We start from the raw sequence: 13,992 nt of genomic DNA on the forward strand, positions 1-13,992 counted from the left end.
TCCGCCGTTCACCGTGAATGCCAGGCCCCACGTGCCCCAAGGGCTCGAAGGGCTCGAAGGCTGGACGGCTCGAAGGCTCGAACGGCTCAGATCGCGCCGTAGTCGGCCAGGAACAGGGCCTCGGCGGTGGCGGCGCGGCGCAGCTCCTCGATGACCAGGCGCTCGTTCGGCGCGTGGATGGCGGCGCCGTCGTCCTCGGCGCCGAACAGCAGGATCTCGGCCGCCGGGTACTGCTTGAGCAGCGTGGCCACCAGCGGGATCGAGCCGCCCGAGCCGATGTCGCGCGGCGCCCGGCCGAAGGCGCGCTCCATCGCCCGGTCGAGCGCGGCCCTGGCCCGGCCGCCGCCGTCGGCCTGGAACCCCGAGCCGAGGACCAGGTCGGTCACCGACGCCTCCACCCCCCAGGGCGCGGCGTGACGCAGGTGCTCGGCCACGTCGTTCGCGGCGGTCTTGGGGTCGCCGGACGGGGGGACGCGGACGGTGACGCGGGCCCGCGCCACCGGCTGGACCGCGTTGATCGCCCCCTGCACCGACGGCACGTCCAGCCCGGTGACCGTGATCGCGTACGAGGCCCAGAGGCGGTCGGCCAGCGAGCCGGAGCCGACCAGGGACACCCCGTCCAGCACGCCGGCGGTCGCCCGGAACTCCTCCTCGGCGGGGCCGGCGCCGAGGAAGACCCCGCGCGGCAGCCCGGGCACCCGGACGTCGCCGTTCTCGTCGTGCAACGAGGCCAGCATGCGGATCAGCGCCGCCAGCGCGTCGGGGGCGGCGCCGCCGAACGAGCCGCTGTGCACCGACTCGGCCAGGGTGCGTACCTCGACGGTGAAGGCCGCCATCCCGCGCAGCGACGTCGTCACGGTCGCGTCGCCCACGCTGGGATTGCCGGTGTCGGCCACGATGATGGCGTCGGCGCGCAGCAGCTCGGGGTTGCGCTCGACGAACTCCTCCAGGCGCTCGCCGGCGTACTCCTCCTGGCCCTCGATGATGACCTTGATGCCCACGGGGAACCGGCCCTGGAAGGACCGCAGGGCCAGGACGTGCGCCAGCACGCCCGACTTGTCGTCGGCGACGCCGCGGCCGTACAGGGCGCCGTCGACGAACGTCGGCTCGAACGGGGGCGTGCGCCAAAGCGCGGGGTCCCCGGCGGGCTGGACGTCGTAGTGCGCGTACAGCAGCACGGTCGGGGCGCCGGGCGGGGCGGGCGCCTCGCCGTAGACGGCGGGGAAGCTTCCGTCGACCGGGATCTGCCGGACCTGCGCGAGCCCGGTGCCGCGCAGCAGTTCCTCGGTCATCGCGGCCGCCGCGTACACCGGCTCCTCGGGATGACCGGGGAAGGCGACCGAGGGGATGGCGGCGAGCCGGGTGAGCTCCTCCACCGCCCTCGGCATCTCGGCTGCTACGGCGTTCTCGATCTGATCAGGAGTCACGGCTGTCTGTTCCCCGTATCGGCTGAGTTCTGATTCGACACATTGCATCACAGTCAGAACGCGCGTCGTGCCCTCGTCCGAGGTCCGGGGGGTCCTTCGGGGAGATCGGGAAAGCGACCGGTCCGCGGTATGTCCTCGTGTGCCGGGCGGCCTCGCCCGGCGGGACGCGTTACATCGGTTCCGCGTGCCCACCGGGGATTCGCGTTCAACACACCCACACGGATTTCGTCGTTGTTACATACCGATATCGCGGATTCCGAAGTTCTTGCATAGTGTCGCCACGCAACCAGTTGTAATCACCCGTGTGGAACATGCACACTGAGGGCAGTCGAGATCACGAGGAAAGATAGCCATGACGCGACCTGAGACCGACACGGCCGCCGTCCTGAAGGCAGCGCAGGACAACCTGTGGCTGCACTTCACCCGGCACAGCGCCCACGACGCCGCGCAGGTGCCGACGATCGTCCGGGGCGACGGTGCCTACATCTACGACCTCAACGGCAAGCGCTACCTCGACGGGCTGTCCGGCCTGTTCGTCGTGCAGATGGGGCACGGCCGGGCCGAACTGGCCGAGGCGGCGGCCAAGCAGGCGCAGGATCTCGCGTTCTTCCCCCTGTGGTCGTTCGCCCACCCCAAGGCCGCCGAACTGGCCCAGCGCCTGGCCGGCCTGACCCCCGGCGACCTCAACCGGGTGTTCTTCACCACCGGCGGCGGCGAGGCCGTCGAGTCGGCCTGGAAGCTCGCCAAGCAGTACTTCAAGCTCGTCGGCAAGCCGCTGAAGCACAAGGTCATCAGCCGGGCCATCGCCTACCACGGCACCCCGCAGGGCGCGCTGTCGATCACCGGCATCCCGGCGTTCAAGCAGTTCTTCGAGCCGCTGGTGCCGGGCTCGGTGCGCGTTGCCAACACCAATTACTACCGCGCCGACGAGATCACCGGCATGCCGGGCATGAGCCCGGAGCAGTTCGGCCGCTGGGCCGCCGACCAGGTCGGCAAGGCCATCGAGATGGAGGGCCCCGACACCGTCGCGGCCGTCTTCGTCGAGCCCGTGCAGAACGCCGGCGGCTGCTTCCCGCCGCCGCCCGGATACTTCCAGCGCCTGCGCGAGATCTGCGACCAGTATGACGTGCTGCTGGTCTCGGACGAGGTGATCTGCGCCTTCGGCCGGCTCGGCACGATGTTCGGCGGGCAGAAGTTCGACTACGTCCCCGACATCATCACCTGCGCCAAGGGGCTGACCAGCGGATACTCGCCGATCGGCGCGATGATCGCCTCCGAGCGGCTGTTCGAGCCGTTCAAGTCGGGCGCCACGATGTTCGCCCACGGCTACACCTTCGGCGGCCACCCCGTCTCCTCGGCGGTCGCGCTGGCCAACCTCGACCTGTTCGAGCGCGAGGACATCCTCGGCCACGTGCAGCGCAACGAGCCGGTCTTCCGCGCCACCCTCGAGCGGCTCCGCGACCTGCCGATCGTCGGCGACGTGCGCGGCTCGGGCTACTTCTACGGCATTGAACTGGTCAAGGACAAGGACACCAAGCAGACCTTCGACGAGGCCGAGTCCGAGAGACTGCTGCGCGGCTTCCTGTCCAACGCCCTGTACGACGCCGGGCTCTACTGCCGCGCCGACGACCGCGGCGACCCGGTCGTCCAGCTCGCGCCCCCGCTCATCTGCGGCCCGAAGGAGTTCGACGAGATCGAGTCGATCCTCCGCTCCGTGCTGACCGAAGCCTGGAACCGCCTGTAGCGGCCGTTCCGGCGTCCTGCCCGTGTCGGGAGACCAAGGCCCGTACCTCGATCCGGCACTCCCACAGTCTCGCCATTCCCGAAAGGATTCCGTAATGAAGATCGGCGTGCCAGCCGAGGTCAAGAACCACGAGTACCGGGTCGCCGCCACCCCGGCGGGCGTGCACGAGCTCGTCCGCCACGGCCACGACGTCTACGTGCAGCGCGACGCGGGCCTCGGTTCGCAGATCCCGGACGAGGAGTACCTGTTCGCGGGTGCCAAGATCCTCGACAGCGCGGACGCGGTCTGGGGCGAGGCCGACATGGTGCTCAAGGTGAAGGAGCCCATCGCCGAGGAGTACCACCGGATGCGCGAGGGGCAGGTCCTGTTCACCTACCTGCACCTCGCCGCGTCCCGTGCGTGCACCGACGCGCTGCTGGAACGCAAGGTCACCGCCATCGCCTACGAGACCGTGCAGGCGGGCGCCGCCCTGCCGCTGCTCGCCCCGATGTCGGAGGTCGCCGGGCGGCTCGCCCCGCAGGTGGGCGCGTACAACCTGATGCGCTTCAACGGCGGCCGCGGCGTGCTGCCCGGGGGAGTCCCCGGCGTCGCCCCCGCCAAGGTCGTCGTCATTGGCGGCGGCGTCTCCGGCCTCAACGCCGCGCAGATCGCGGTCGGCATGGGCGCCGAGGTCACCATCCTCGACGTCAACGTCGACCGGCTCCGGCAGATCGACGCCATCTACCAGGGCCGCCTGAAGACCATCGTCTCCACCCGGTACGCCATCGAGCAGGCCGTGGTCGAGGCCGACCTGGTCATCGGCGCCGTGCTGATCCCCGGCGCCAAGGCCCCGACCCTGGTCTCCAACGAGCTCGTCTCGCGCATGAAGGCGGGGTCGGTGCTGGTGGACATCGCCATCGACCAGGGCGGCTGCTTCGAGGACTCCCGGCCCACCACGCACGCCGAGCCCACGTACAAGGTGCACAACTCGGTCTTCTACTGCGTGGCCAACATGCCCGGCTCGGTGGCCAACACCTCGACCTACGCGCTCACCAACGCGACGCTGCCGTACGCGGTCAAGCTGGCCGACCTCGGCTGGCGCGAGGCCCTGCGCGCCGACCCGGCCCTCGCCCTCGGCCTCAACACCCACGCCGGCCGCCTCACCTACGCCCACGTCGCCGAGGCCCACAACCTCCCCCACGACCCGGTGACCGCCGTCCTCAACTAGCCGGACCAGCGCCACCAGCCGAACCGGCGCCACGCCCTCGCGGCCGGGCCGGCGATCGTCGGAGCTTCACCGCCGCCGGCGGTCGTCCAAGCTGCACTGCCATCCGTGCGGGGCCGCGGGGGTGGCGCCGTTCTCGTGGTGTCACGGAGTGCCGGGCGGGTCCGACGGGTTCGCGTATTGGTCGGTGAGTTCCTGGCCGATTCTGGCCAGTTCGGTGCGGACCGATCGAGGCTCTACCACTTCGAGCATCGCGCCCCAGCCTGCCAGTTGTTCGGCGATCGAACGGGCCATGTGCGCCGCCACGCGGACCCGGACCCGTCCGTCGGCCCGCTCATCCTCCTGGGCGTCGACCTCACAGTGCCGTCCGAAATGGGAGCGGAGCACCGGGAGGAACCGGGCGTCCACCAGCACCACGGCCGACACCAGGGATCGCCGCTGCTCCATCTCCGCCACCACGCGCGACCACTCCGCCGAGAGGTCGAAGTGCTCAGGCCGCTCCGCGGGCAGATCCGTGACGTCCGCGGACGCGATGCGGTCCAGGCGGAAGGTCCGCTGACCGGCTTCGGTGCCCGCGATGAGGTACCAGATCCCGTCCTTGTCGACCAGACCCAGCGGATCGACCAGGCGCTCCGTCGAGCGACCCCCCTTGCCGGTGTACGCCAGCCGCACCTTGAACCGGCGCACGACGGCGTTCCGCAGCGGTCGCAGGAGGGCGGGCGGTTCACGGTCCGCCTCGCCCCAGTCCGCCGCGTCGGACACGACCGCCCGGGACGCGGCCTCGGCGTCCGAGCGGAACGTGGCGGGCAGGGCGCGGATGAGCTTGCGCAGGGCGGAGGTCACCTCGGGCTCGGCCGAACTCGCCGGGCCCAGGAGCAGGAAGAGGGCCTGGGACTCGGCCGCGTTCAGCCCGCTGAGGTCCGTGCGGGCACCACCGATCAGCGACCATCCTCCGCCGCGTCCCGGCTGCGGGTAGACCGGGATCCCGGCGGCGGACAGGGCCTCCAGGTCGCGGCGGGCGGTGGCCACGGAGATCTCCAGCCGCTCGGCCAGCTCCGCGGCCGTCACCCTGCCGCGCGCCTGCAGAAGCAGAAGAGCAGCCACCAGCCGGTCAGCGCGCATGTTCCCATCATGGCTCTAAAAGTGCTCAATCGGTGAGCACTTTGGCGGGGACGATGGTCACATGACCGCCAGAGAGGAAGCCGAAATGCTGCGAGGACTCACCACCGTCACGTTCTACTCGCCCGACTTCGAAGCCACCAAGCACTGGTACACCGAGCTGTTCGGCATCGCGCCCTACATGGACACCCCCGCGTACATGGAGTGGCGCATCGGCGACTACGAGCACGAGTTCGGCGTCATCCACAGTTCCTACGCCGGCACCGAGCTGGCCAGGACCGCCGCCCCCGACACGATCGGACGAGCGGCGGGCGCCGTGGTGTTCTGGCACGTCGACGACGTCCCCGCCGCCCTGAAGAGACTGGTGGCGATGGGAGCCAAGGAGCACGACGCGCCGCGCGACCGCGGCACCGGCTTCATCACCGCCTCGGTGATCGACCCCTGGGGCAACGTCCTGGGCCTGATGTACAACCCCCACTACCTGAAGGTCCTGGGCTCAGCTTGAGCTTCAGCTCTTCACGCAAGCCGTACTCGGGCTCTTGAGGTGCGTGATCACTGGTCCGAGCGATAAATGCTTCCCACAATGGCGCTCGGGCTTCCGAGGTGCGTGAGGCATGGTCCGAGCTTTCGGCGCGCTTCGCGCAAGGGCGCTCGGACCGTGTTGTCTCGGGGGCACGCCCCCGCACCCCCGACGAGGGGCCTACCGGCCCCTCGCGCTCCCCGGTTCTCCGACCTGCTGGTTCTCGCGCTCCCCGGTTCTCGCGCTCTCCGGTTCTCCGACTCCCCGGTTCTCGCGCTCTCCGGTTCTCGCGCTCCCCGGTCCTCCGAGCCGCCTCCATCACTTATCGCCCACCACGCAGGCCCAGTTGAAGGCGCCGCGGCGGCGGGTCGTGGTACGGCGAATTCGGCGCCGCACTACGGCGCCAAGCGCACACAGCGTTTCCGGGTTGCCGAGAAAGCGGCTCGGTGCCTCACCGTATAAGGCGGCAACAGCACCGACCACCCTTCCCCGCGTCGGCACCGCCCAGTCCCACTGCGAATGGCGGAGCCGTTTCGCGTAGTAGCGTCTCACCAACGCGACCGGGCGACCGTCAGCACGTCACCGCGGGCGGCGTTCTCCCGCGGGGCCAAGCGCTCGAGGAAATCGCGTATGTGCAGCTCCGCGCTCGCCTATGCCGTCGCCGGAGTGCGATGGCGCCAGGTCGGTGTGGCCGTGCCGGTCAGGCGGCGGGTCATGTTGTCGGTCATCGACCGATAGATCATCGATTCGGAACTGGCGGGCAGCGCCTCGGTCTGGGTGTCCAGCACCACGGCGCTGGGGTCCTGGTTCCGGCCCGCTTGCTCGCGCACCTGCCAGCGCAGCAGGTCGTGGATGGTCTGGCCGGTGCCGTCATCGCGTGAACGGATGGTAACCGTAATAGATGGATCGGTCACGGTACGAGACGATATCGGTCACTGTACGAGACCGGACCCGCGACCGGCAGCGCCTCTCTGAACGGACGTGACGACGCACGCGGCAGGGATCGCCGCCGTGGCCGCGATCACGCGTGCCGCGTGGGCCGCCTCCTCGGCGGCGACGGGTGATGCCGTACCCAAGCTCACCCCTCACCCACCAGCACGAGCCCTCATCATGGCCTTCGCTCCGGCTCCGCATCACGCGTCTCATGGCGGAGCGGTGTCGTCTGGGCCATGGAGGCGAGGAGGCGGAGCCTCTCGTCGCTCTGGCTGCCCTGGTCGGCGTAGTAGAGGACCAGGATCAGGTCGTCGACGGGAAGCTTGTCACGGTGCAGGCGTAACTCGCCGACGACGGGATGGTTCACGGTGGTGGTGCCGCCGTCGAGGCTGCGGACGTCGTGGCGCGCCCAGAGAGTCCGGAACCGCTCGCTCGACAGGGCGAGCTCTCCCACCAGCTCCACGAATCGCGGGTCGTCGATGTCGTCGCCGATGGACTTCCTGAAGGCGGCGACGAACCCTTCCGCCGAGCGCGCCCAGTCGTGCTGGAAGGCCTGCTCCTCGGGGTCGAGTATCAGCGACCGGAGACGGTTGTACCCGGGCTGGAGGCGTGGAGACAGCGCGACCGCGAGCCGGTTGGACGCGAGCACGTCGAACGCCCGCCCTTCCACGAACGCGGGCACCTGCACGCTCGCCAGTAGCTGGTGCAACCGCGCGGGCACCCGTTCGGGCTTCCTGCGCCGCCGCGGCCTCGGACGGGAGGCGGCCAGGCCGAGCAGGTACTCCTGTTCGAGCTCGTCAAGGTGCAGGACCCGCGCGAGTGATTCGAGGACCTGCGGCGAGGGGTTGTTGTCACGGCCGCGCTCAAGCCGCAGGTAGTAGTCGCCGCTGATGCCCGCGAGCATGGCGACCTCCTCACGGCGAAGCCCGGGAACGCGGCGATTGGCACCCGCCGGAAGCCCGGCCTGCGCCGGAGTGACCAGCGCCCGGCGGGCACGGAGGTAGCTCCCGAGCAGGTTGGCGCGGTTGTCCTCGCTCATCTCAGCATCGTAGGTCAGGGCCTGGTCGGCTAAGGGGGCCCTGACAGGACCCTGGAAGACGGGGGCATCCCCTCCGGCCGGAGAACCGCACGACACTGAAGGCGTCGCCGCACAGGAGAAGACCTGGGCGAGCCGGGGCGCGCTCGCGCGCAGGCCACGACCGGTGTCCGGCGACATCATCGACCGCGCCCGCCGGCCCGCCGCCGTCGGCGCCGTGGACAGGAGGAACAATGGACATCACCGACCGCACCGTCTTCATCGCCGGCGCCACCTCGGGGATAGGCATGGAGCTCGCGCGCCGCTTCGCCGCGGCCGGCAGCGCCGTCATCGTCGGCGGCCGGCGGACCGACCTGCTGGACCGGCTCGCGGACGAGGGGTTCGCCACCGTTCCCATCGACGTGACCGACGGGGCCGGCGTCGAGCGGGCCCGCGACGCCATCCTCGAGAGCCACCCGGACCTCGACACGATCGTGACGATGTCCGGGGTCATGATGACCGAGGACCTGCGCGATCCCGGGCACTTCGGCGCCACGGAGAAGACGATCGACACCAATCTCCTCGGCACCATCCGCGTCGTCGACGCCTTCACCCCGCATCTGATCGGGCGCGGCGCCGGCACCGTCATCACGGTCACTTCGGGCATCGCGTTCCTGCCGTTCCCGCCCATGCCGGCCTACGCCGCCTCCAAGGCCGGCGTCCACGCCTACTCCGAGGCGTTGCGGGCGCAACTGGACGGCACCGGCATCGAGGTCTGCGAGCTCGTCCCCCCGGCCGTCGCCACCACTCCGGAGCAGGCACGGCGCAATCCCCGGGCGCTCGACCTGGCCGCGTTCGCCACCGAGGTGATGGACATGCTCCGGGCCGACCCCACTCCGCGCGAGATCCTCGTCAAGGGCGTGCTGATGCACCGCTGGGCCGAGCGCGACGGCACCTACGACGAGTTGGTCGCCCAGCGGTCGCAGGCACTCGCGATGCTCCCGGCCCGACAGTGAGCACGACAACAGAGAAAGGAACACCAGTGAGCGAACTCGCACTCGTCACCGGCGCCACCTCCGGAATCGGCAGGGCCTTCGCCGAGCGGCTGGCGGCCGACGGCCACGACCTGCTGATCGTCGGCCGGCGCAAGGAGCGACTGGAAGAGTTCGCGGAGACCCACCCCGACGTCGATGTCCGGGTGGTCCACGCCGACCTGTCCACCCCCGCGGGCATCGACGCGGTCGCCGGGATCTGCGCGACCGAATCGCTGACCATGCTCGTGAACAACGCCGGGGTCGCCCACTACATGCCGCTCGCCGAGCTACCCGCGGACAAGGCGGCGGAACTGGTCAACGTCAAGATCCTCGCCCCCACGCTGCTCACCCGCGCCGTGGTCGCGGGCATGCAGGAGCGCGGCGAAGGCACGATCGTCAACGTTGCCGGCATGATCGCCTTCAGCGGCCCCGCCCCGCACTCCCAGATGCCACGTCGCGCCGTCTACGGTGGGAGCCTGGCCTACCTCGTCGCGATGTCCCAGACCCTCGCCGCGGAGCTCGAGGGCACGGGCGTCGCCGTCCAGGTCGTGTGCCCGGGCGTGGTGGCCACCGAGTTCCACGAGCGCCAGGGCCTCGACATGAGCGAGGTGCCCCGCATGACGGTCGAGGACGTGGTCACCGCGAGCCTGCGCGGCCTGGAACTGGGCGAGACCGTCTGCGCCCCGGGCGTCGAGAACGCCGCCCTGCTGGACGCCGTCTTCCAGGCCGACCTGGCCGCCTTCGCAGGCCAGAGCCCTCACCTCGCCACCCGCTACCGCGACACGAACGCCCTGCCCGGCGACTGACGTCACCGTTCGGGTGGAGAGGTCGTCAGCTGGGCTCCCACAGTTCGACCCGGTTGCCCTCGGGATCGGTGACCCAGCCGAAGCGGCCGACTCCCTCCATGTCCTCGGTCTCCTTGGCCACGTCCGCTCCCTTGGCGCGCAACTGCGCGAGCATCGCGTCCAGGTCGCGGATCCGGAAGTTGAGCATCGTCCGCTGGGCGCGGGAGCCGAAGTACTCGGTGTCGGACTCGAAGGTCGCGAACACCGTCACCCCGGCCTCCTGACGCCACAGGCCGTTCTCATCGGCGTCCAGGCCCAGGAAATCGCGGTACCACGCACCCAGGGCCGCCGGGTCGGTGGCCCGCATGAAGTATCCGCCGATTCCAAGCACACGTTCCATGGCGCCATCCTGCCAGGACCGCGTCGCCCGCTAGGCGCTTCGTCCCGATCGGGGAGGAACTCGGTACGGCGGGGGTCAGGTGAGGCCGAGGCGTTTGCGGAGTTGGCGGGAGGTGGCGAGGACGTGCTCGATCTCGGTGGGCGTGGGCCAGGGGGCGCGGCCCGGCCTCAGCAGGGTCATGCGCACCGAACTGAGGTGCTCCACCGCGCCGGCGTGCAGGCCGCTGCGCTCGGTCAGCCAGCCGACCACGTCCACCGGCTCGCGGAGGCGGCGGGTGAGCAGGTCCCAGGTGCCGAGGATCTCGGTGAGCTCGGACATGTGCAGGACGGTGCCGCCGCGCCTGCCCGCCGCCGCGACGGCGAGCTCGGCGCGGGCCACGAGTTCGGGCTCCACGGGACGGTCCCAGGTCTGCGCCGCCGGCGGAACGGGCGCCGCCGCATGGAAGCGGGAACCGGCGTGGCGCGCGTCCGGGTTCGTCACCCGCGATCGAGGAACGGACGGCCGCGTCCCAGGAGTGGACGGCCGAGTTCCAGGGGCGGACGGTCGGGCGTCGGCGGTGGAGGGTGGCGTCTCTGGGCCGGATGGCGACGGAGTCCCAGGAGATGGCGTGGATTCGCCGGTCGGGCCGGGGCGTGGCCATGGGGCGCTGGACGGGGGGTTCACCACGAGCCGGACGGTGTCGAGTTCCGCCGCCGCGCCCGGGTGGCCGTTGGCGGCGGCCTGGCGCAGCCAGTGCTCTCCTCCTCGCAGGTCGTTGTGCTCGGCGATGAGCAGCAGGCCGAAGTTGTAGGCGGCCTCGGCGTCTCCGCTCGCGGCGGCGCGGCCGAACCAGTGGCTCGCGGCGCGCGGGTCCTCCAGTTCGACGCAGACGAAGCCGGCCATGCGCTGGTCCTCGACCCGGCCCAGGTGCGCCGCGCGCTCGAACCAGGCCCGCGCCGTGCGCAGGTCGCGCCGGGCCAGCGCGAGCCTGCCGAGCTGCGAAGCGGCTCCCGGGTGGTCCACCTTGGCGGCCAGGCGGTACAGGGCCTCGGCGCCCTCCGGGTCGCGGTCGGCGTGCAGCAGGCGTCCGAGGTAGTACGCGGCGTCGGAGTGCCCGCCGCGGGCCGCGTACTCCCACCACGCGCGGGCCTGGGCCTCCTCGCCGGAGGCGTAGTTCAGGAAGGCCAGGTCGTGGGCGGAGGCGAGGTCCCCGGCCGAGGCGGCGCGGTGGTGCCAGTCGCGGGCCGCGATGGTGTCGCCGACGTCCTCGCACAGCAGGGCGAGCCTGCGCGCGGCCGGACGGGAGCCCGCTTCGGCGGCGGTCTCGAACCACATGCGGGCGCCGTGCACGTCGCCGCGCTGCTCGAGCAGCAGCGAGGCCAGGTTGACGGCCGCCTCGGCGTCGCCGGCGCCGGCGGCGATCTCGTACCAGGTGATCGCCTCGTCGAGGCTGCCGTGCTTCTCGTGCCAGATGCCGAGGTTGTAGGCGCTGTCGATGTTGCCCGCTCCGGCGGCCCGTTCCCACCAGTGGCGCGCCGCCGACCGGTCGCCGCGCTGGGCGTACAGACGGCCGAGCCGGTGGGCCGCCATGGAGTCGCCCGCCTGGGCGGCGCTGAGCAGTTCACCCTCGGTGCGCTCGGGGAGCGGCGGCTCGGACGCGCGGGGAACCGGCACGGCGGGCCACGTGACCGCCTCCGGTTCACCATGCCACCACGTCATGGGGGAAAGAGTCGCACGTGATCCAAAGAGATGGAACATAATCGACTGCTTCTTGCCGTCCGGCGGAACGCGTTTGACCCGCTAGCCTCCCTGGCCAGGGTGTGCGGGGTTCTCGGGCGGGTCCGCCACGCCAGGTTTGTTTATGTTGATAATTCCGACATACATCCCCATCCCGCATACATAGCGGAGCGTTCCCGGATTCTGCGGCGCCAGCCGTACGGTGAACGCGCCGCTCTCGGGAAGCGTGAGGTCCCGGCCCTGGAGGGTGACCGACCGCGTGCATCCCCGGTTGCCGCGGGTGCGGAAGACGATCTCCGTCGGCCGCCCGGCATCGACGGCGGCGATGCCCGGACGGTACCCGTGGTCGGTCGACCAGATGGTGAGCACCTGCGTGCCGTCCGCCCGGACCACCGCCCGCGCCGCCTCCGGCCCGCCCCGCCCGGCCCCCGAGACGGCGGAGACGGCGTTCTGGGCGGTGCCGGAGGCCGTCTCGGGGCCGCCGGCCGGTGGCCAGCCGCCCAGGCGCAGACCCGCGACGACCGTCGCCGCGCCCGCCACCAGCGCGCCCGCCGCCGCGACGGCCGCGAGCCTCCTCGCGGCCACCCGGCGGACCAGAAGCCCGAGGACGGCGAAGCCGGGTGCGGTTCCGGCGACGAACCCCGCCATGACGGCCGCTCCGCCGAGCCACGACCCGCTGGAGACGGCGACCGTCTCGGTGGTGAGCGTCACTCCGCAGGGGATGAGCACGGTCGCACCCCCCAGTGACGCGGGCCGCGCCAGCGCCCCCCACCGCTTCGCCCGCTCCCGCCGCCCTGACGGGCCGGCCTGCGCCTCCGGCACGCCGGCGCCGTCCGGGCAGGCCGGGCGGCGGCCCTCGGGGCCGTCGAAGGAGGAAGCCGGAGAACCGGCGCGGCGCGGAACCGGGCCCTCCGCGCAGTGCGGGCCGCGAGGACCCGACGAGTGCGCGCCCGGGGATCCGGCGGGGCCGGCAGGAGACGGGCTCGTGGAGCAAGGGGGGCCGGGGCTCCGGCTGAGCGCGAGGCGGACGGCGTAGACGACGACCGCGATGCCGGCTCCCACCAGCAGCGCCGCGCGGACGGGCGGCGGGAGCCGTACGGCGTCCCCCAGCAGGCCGAGCAGCGCGCCGGCCGCCGCGTGCGACAGCAGCCGCCCTCCGATGAATGCCGGAACGACGCCGCGTCCGCCCCGTCCTCGGGCGAGGCCGATGAGGACGCCGCCCTGGACCGCCGTACAGGACGCGGTGCCGGCCACCAGACCGGCGGCGAGCCCGCCGGCGAACAGGGCCGCGGGCGTCACGCCCGTCCGGCCCGGGACGGCCTAGCCGGTCGCGGTGCGTTCGGCCGCACGCGGTCCTCCTCCGTAAGGGGTCACTAGCGGAAGGTAACCGATGATGGCGGTGACGAACAGTGACAGTGCGATAACCGTCCGGCCGTGTCCTGCCGAGTCCAGGTCCTTCGGCGCATCGTCGCGCTCGCCGTCGTGCTGTGGCTGGTGGAAGGGCTGCCCGCCCCGGCTTCCTCGGGTTGGTGGAGGGCCTGCCCCCGCTCCCTCCTCTGCACGCGCAGGGGGTGGACGCGGGAGGCCTCCACCCTCGTGCGGCGCGCTCGGTGGACGGGAGAAGCCCACCTCGTGCGGTGCGCTCGGTGGACGGACGCCCCGCCCCCTGAGGCGCGCCGGGTGGGCGGACGCCCCGCCCCCCTGCGGTGCGCCGGGTGGGCGGGGCGTCCCGCGGGCGTCAGGTGGCGGCGCCCTTGAGTACCGACATGCGCTCGAAGTACTCCTCGTCGCTCAGCTCGCCCCGGGCGTACCGCTCGGCCAGGATCTTCTCGGCCGAGGTTGTCGGGGACGCCGCGGCGCGGGCCGCCCACGGGGGAGTGCCGCCCGCGAACGGCGTCCAGCCCCCCTTGCGCGACCGGAAGACCAGCACGACGAGCGTCACCCAGAACAGTCCCCAGAAGATCGGGATGATCGGCCACCACGGGCCGGGTCCCCAGTGTGCGTACGGCATCTGTCGCTCCTCGTTTCGTTCGGATGCCTCAACACTCCTCCGCGCGGTCTCGCGCGGCATCGCCCCGCGGGCGCGCCCCGCGCT

Annotated in this window: 13 protein-coding genes; 5 read left to right on the top strand and 8 right to left on the bottom strand. The window is 71.8% G+C overall.

What is annotated here, in order from left to right:
* Window positions 1-86 precede the first annotated feature (86 nt).
* Window positions 87-1,427 (bottom strand): M20/M25/M40 family metallo-hydrolase, encoded by a 1,341-nt coding sequence (locus tag ABZU32_RS02570; RefSeq protein WP_354916116.1) that lies wholly within the window; start codon window positions 1,425-1,427, stop codon window positions 87-89.
* Between the two features lie 352 nt (window positions 1,428-1,779).
* Here ABZU32_RS02570 and ABZU32_RS02575 point away from each other — a divergent pair, with 352 nt between their 5' ends.
* Both ABZU32_RS02575 and ald read left to right on the top strand, forming a co-directional pair.
* Window positions 1,780-3,171, top strand: a complete 1,392-nt coding sequence (locus tag ABZU32_RS02575; protein ID WP_354916119.1) for an aspartate aminotransferase family protein — start codon at window positions 1,780-1,782, stop codon at window positions 3,169-3,171.
* Between the two features lie 94 nt (window positions 3,172-3,265).
* Window positions 3,266-4,378: an alanine dehydrogenase gene (gene ald / locus ABZU32_RS02580; protein WP_354916122.1), complete on the top strand. Its 1,113-nt coding sequence runs from the start codon at window positions 3,266-3,268 to the stop codon at window positions 4,376-4,378.
* A gap of 141 nt (window positions 4,379-4,519) precedes the next feature.
* Here ald and ABZU32_RS02585 read toward each other — a convergent pair whose 3' ends face one another.
* Complete coding sequence (locus ABZU32_RS02585; RefSeq protein ID WP_354916125.1) at window positions 4,520-5,497, bottom strand: WYL domain-containing protein; 978 nt, start codon at window positions 5,495-5,497, stop codon at window positions 4,520-4,522.
* Between the two features lie 85 nt (window positions 5,498-5,582).
* Here ABZU32_RS02585 and ABZU32_RS02590 point away from each other — a divergent pair, with 85 nt between their 5' ends.
* Window positions 5,583-5,999 carry a VOC family protein gene (locus ABZU32_RS02590; protein ID WP_354916128.1) on the top strand — a complete coding sequence of 139 codons (417 nt, stop codon included), beginning with the start codon at window positions 5,583-5,585 and terminating at the stop codon, window positions 5,997-5,999.
* Between the two features lie 665 nt (window positions 6,000-6,664).
* Here the strand turns inward: ABZU32_RS02590 and ABZU32_RS02595 are convergent.
* A complete protein-coding gene (locus ABZU32_RS02595) occupies window positions 6,665-6,928 on the bottom strand; it encodes a hypothetical protein (protein WP_354916130.1) in 264 nt (87 codons plus the stop codon).
* Between the two features lie 194 nt (window positions 6,929-7,122).
* The gene (locus ABZU32_RS02600; RefSeq protein ID WP_354916133.1) at window positions 7,123-7,986 is read right to left on the bottom strand and encodes a helix-turn-helix transcriptional regulator; all 864 of its coding nucleotides are present in this window, start codon (window positions 7,984-7,986) and stop codon (window positions 7,123-7,125) included.
* 230 nt (window positions 7,987-8,216) lie between these two features.
* Between ABZU32_RS02600 and ABZU32_RS02605 the strand changes: the two genes are divergently transcribed.
* A complete protein-coding gene (locus ABZU32_RS02605) occupies window positions 8,217-8,978 on the top strand; it encodes an SDR family NAD(P)-dependent oxidoreductase (RefSeq protein ID WP_354916136.1) in 762 nt (253 codons plus the stop codon).
* Between the two features lie 26 nt (window positions 8,979-9,004).
* A complete protein-coding gene (locus ABZU32_RS02610) occupies window positions 9,005-9,802 on the top strand; it encodes an SDR family NAD(P)-dependent oxidoreductase (protein WP_354916139.1) in 798 nt (265 codons plus the stop codon).
* 25 nt (window positions 9,803-9,827) lie between these two features.
* On the opposite strand, the gene ABZU32_RS02615 is transcribed toward ABZU32_RS02610, so the two are convergent.
* From ABZU32_RS02615 to ABZU32_RS02630, 4 genes are all read right to left on the bottom strand, one after another.
* Complete coding sequence (locus tag ABZU32_RS02615; RefSeq protein ID WP_354916142.1) at window positions 9,828-10,181, bottom strand: VOC family protein; 354 nt, start codon at window positions 10,179-10,181, stop codon at window positions 9,828-9,830.
* Between the two features lie 75 nt (window positions 10,182-10,256).
* Window positions 10,257-11,879: a sel1 repeat family protein gene (locus tag ABZU32_RS02620; protein ID WP_354916146.1), complete on the bottom strand. Its 1,623-nt coding sequence runs from the start codon at window positions 11,877-11,879 to the stop codon at window positions 10,257-10,259.
* 81 nt (window positions 11,880-11,960) lie between these two features.
* Window positions 11,961-13,196, bottom strand: coding sequence for a sulfite exporter TauE/SafE family protein (locus ABZU32_RS02625; protein WP_354916150.1), 1,236 nt, complete (start codon window positions 13,194-13,196; stop codon window positions 11,961-11,963).
* Window positions 13,197-13,635: 439 nt separating this feature from the next.
* A complete protein-coding gene (locus ABZU32_RS02630) occupies window positions 13,636-13,908 on the bottom strand; it encodes an SHOCT domain-containing protein (protein WP_354836661.1) in 273 nt (90 codons plus the stop codon).
* Window positions 13,909-13,992: the final 84 nt, after the last annotated feature.

It is taken from the genome of Sphaerisporangium sp. NPDC005288 (assembly GCF_040607475.1).
GTDB classification, from domain to species: domain Bacteria; phylum Actinomycetota; class Actinomycetes; order Streptosporangiales; family Streptosporangiaceae; genus Sphaerisporangium; species Sphaerisporangium rhizosphaerae.

Coding starts and splice junctions, on each gene's coding strand:
- ABZU32_RS02600 (WP_354916133.1), bottom strand. CDS start 7,986: ATGAGCGAGGACAACCGCGCCAACCTGCTCGGGAGCTACCTCCGTGCC.
- ABZU32_RS02630 (WP_354836661.1), bottom strand. CDS start 13,908: ATGCCGTACGCACACTGGGGACCCGGCCCGTGGTGGCCGATCATCCCG.
- ABZU32_RS02585 (WP_354916125.1), bottom strand. CDS start 5,497: ATGCGCGCTGACCGGCTGGTGGCTGCTCTTCTGCTTCTGCAGGCGCGC.
- ABZU32_RS02575 (WP_354916119.1), top strand. CDS start 1,780: ATGACGCGACCTGAGACCGACACGGCCGCCGTCCTGAAGGCAGCGCAG.
- ABZU32_RS02590 (WP_354916128.1), top strand. CDS start 5,583: ATGCTGCGAGGACTCACCACCGTCACGTTCTACTCGCCCGACTTCGAA.
- ABZU32_RS02620 (WP_354916146.1), bottom strand. CDS start 11,879: ATGACGTGGTGGCATGGTGAACCGGAGGCGGTCACGTGGCCCGCCGTG.
- ABZU32_RS02605 (WP_354916136.1), top strand. CDS start 8,217: ATGGACATCACCGACCGCACCGTCTTCATCGCCGGCGCCACCTCGGGG.
- ABZU32_RS02615 (WP_354916142.1), bottom strand. CDS start 10,181: ATGGAACGTGTGCTTGGAATCGGCGGATACTTCATGCGGGCCACCGAC.
- ald (WP_354916122.1), top strand. CDS start 3,266: ATGAAGATCGGCGTGCCAGCCGAGGTCAAGAACCACGAGTACCGGGTC.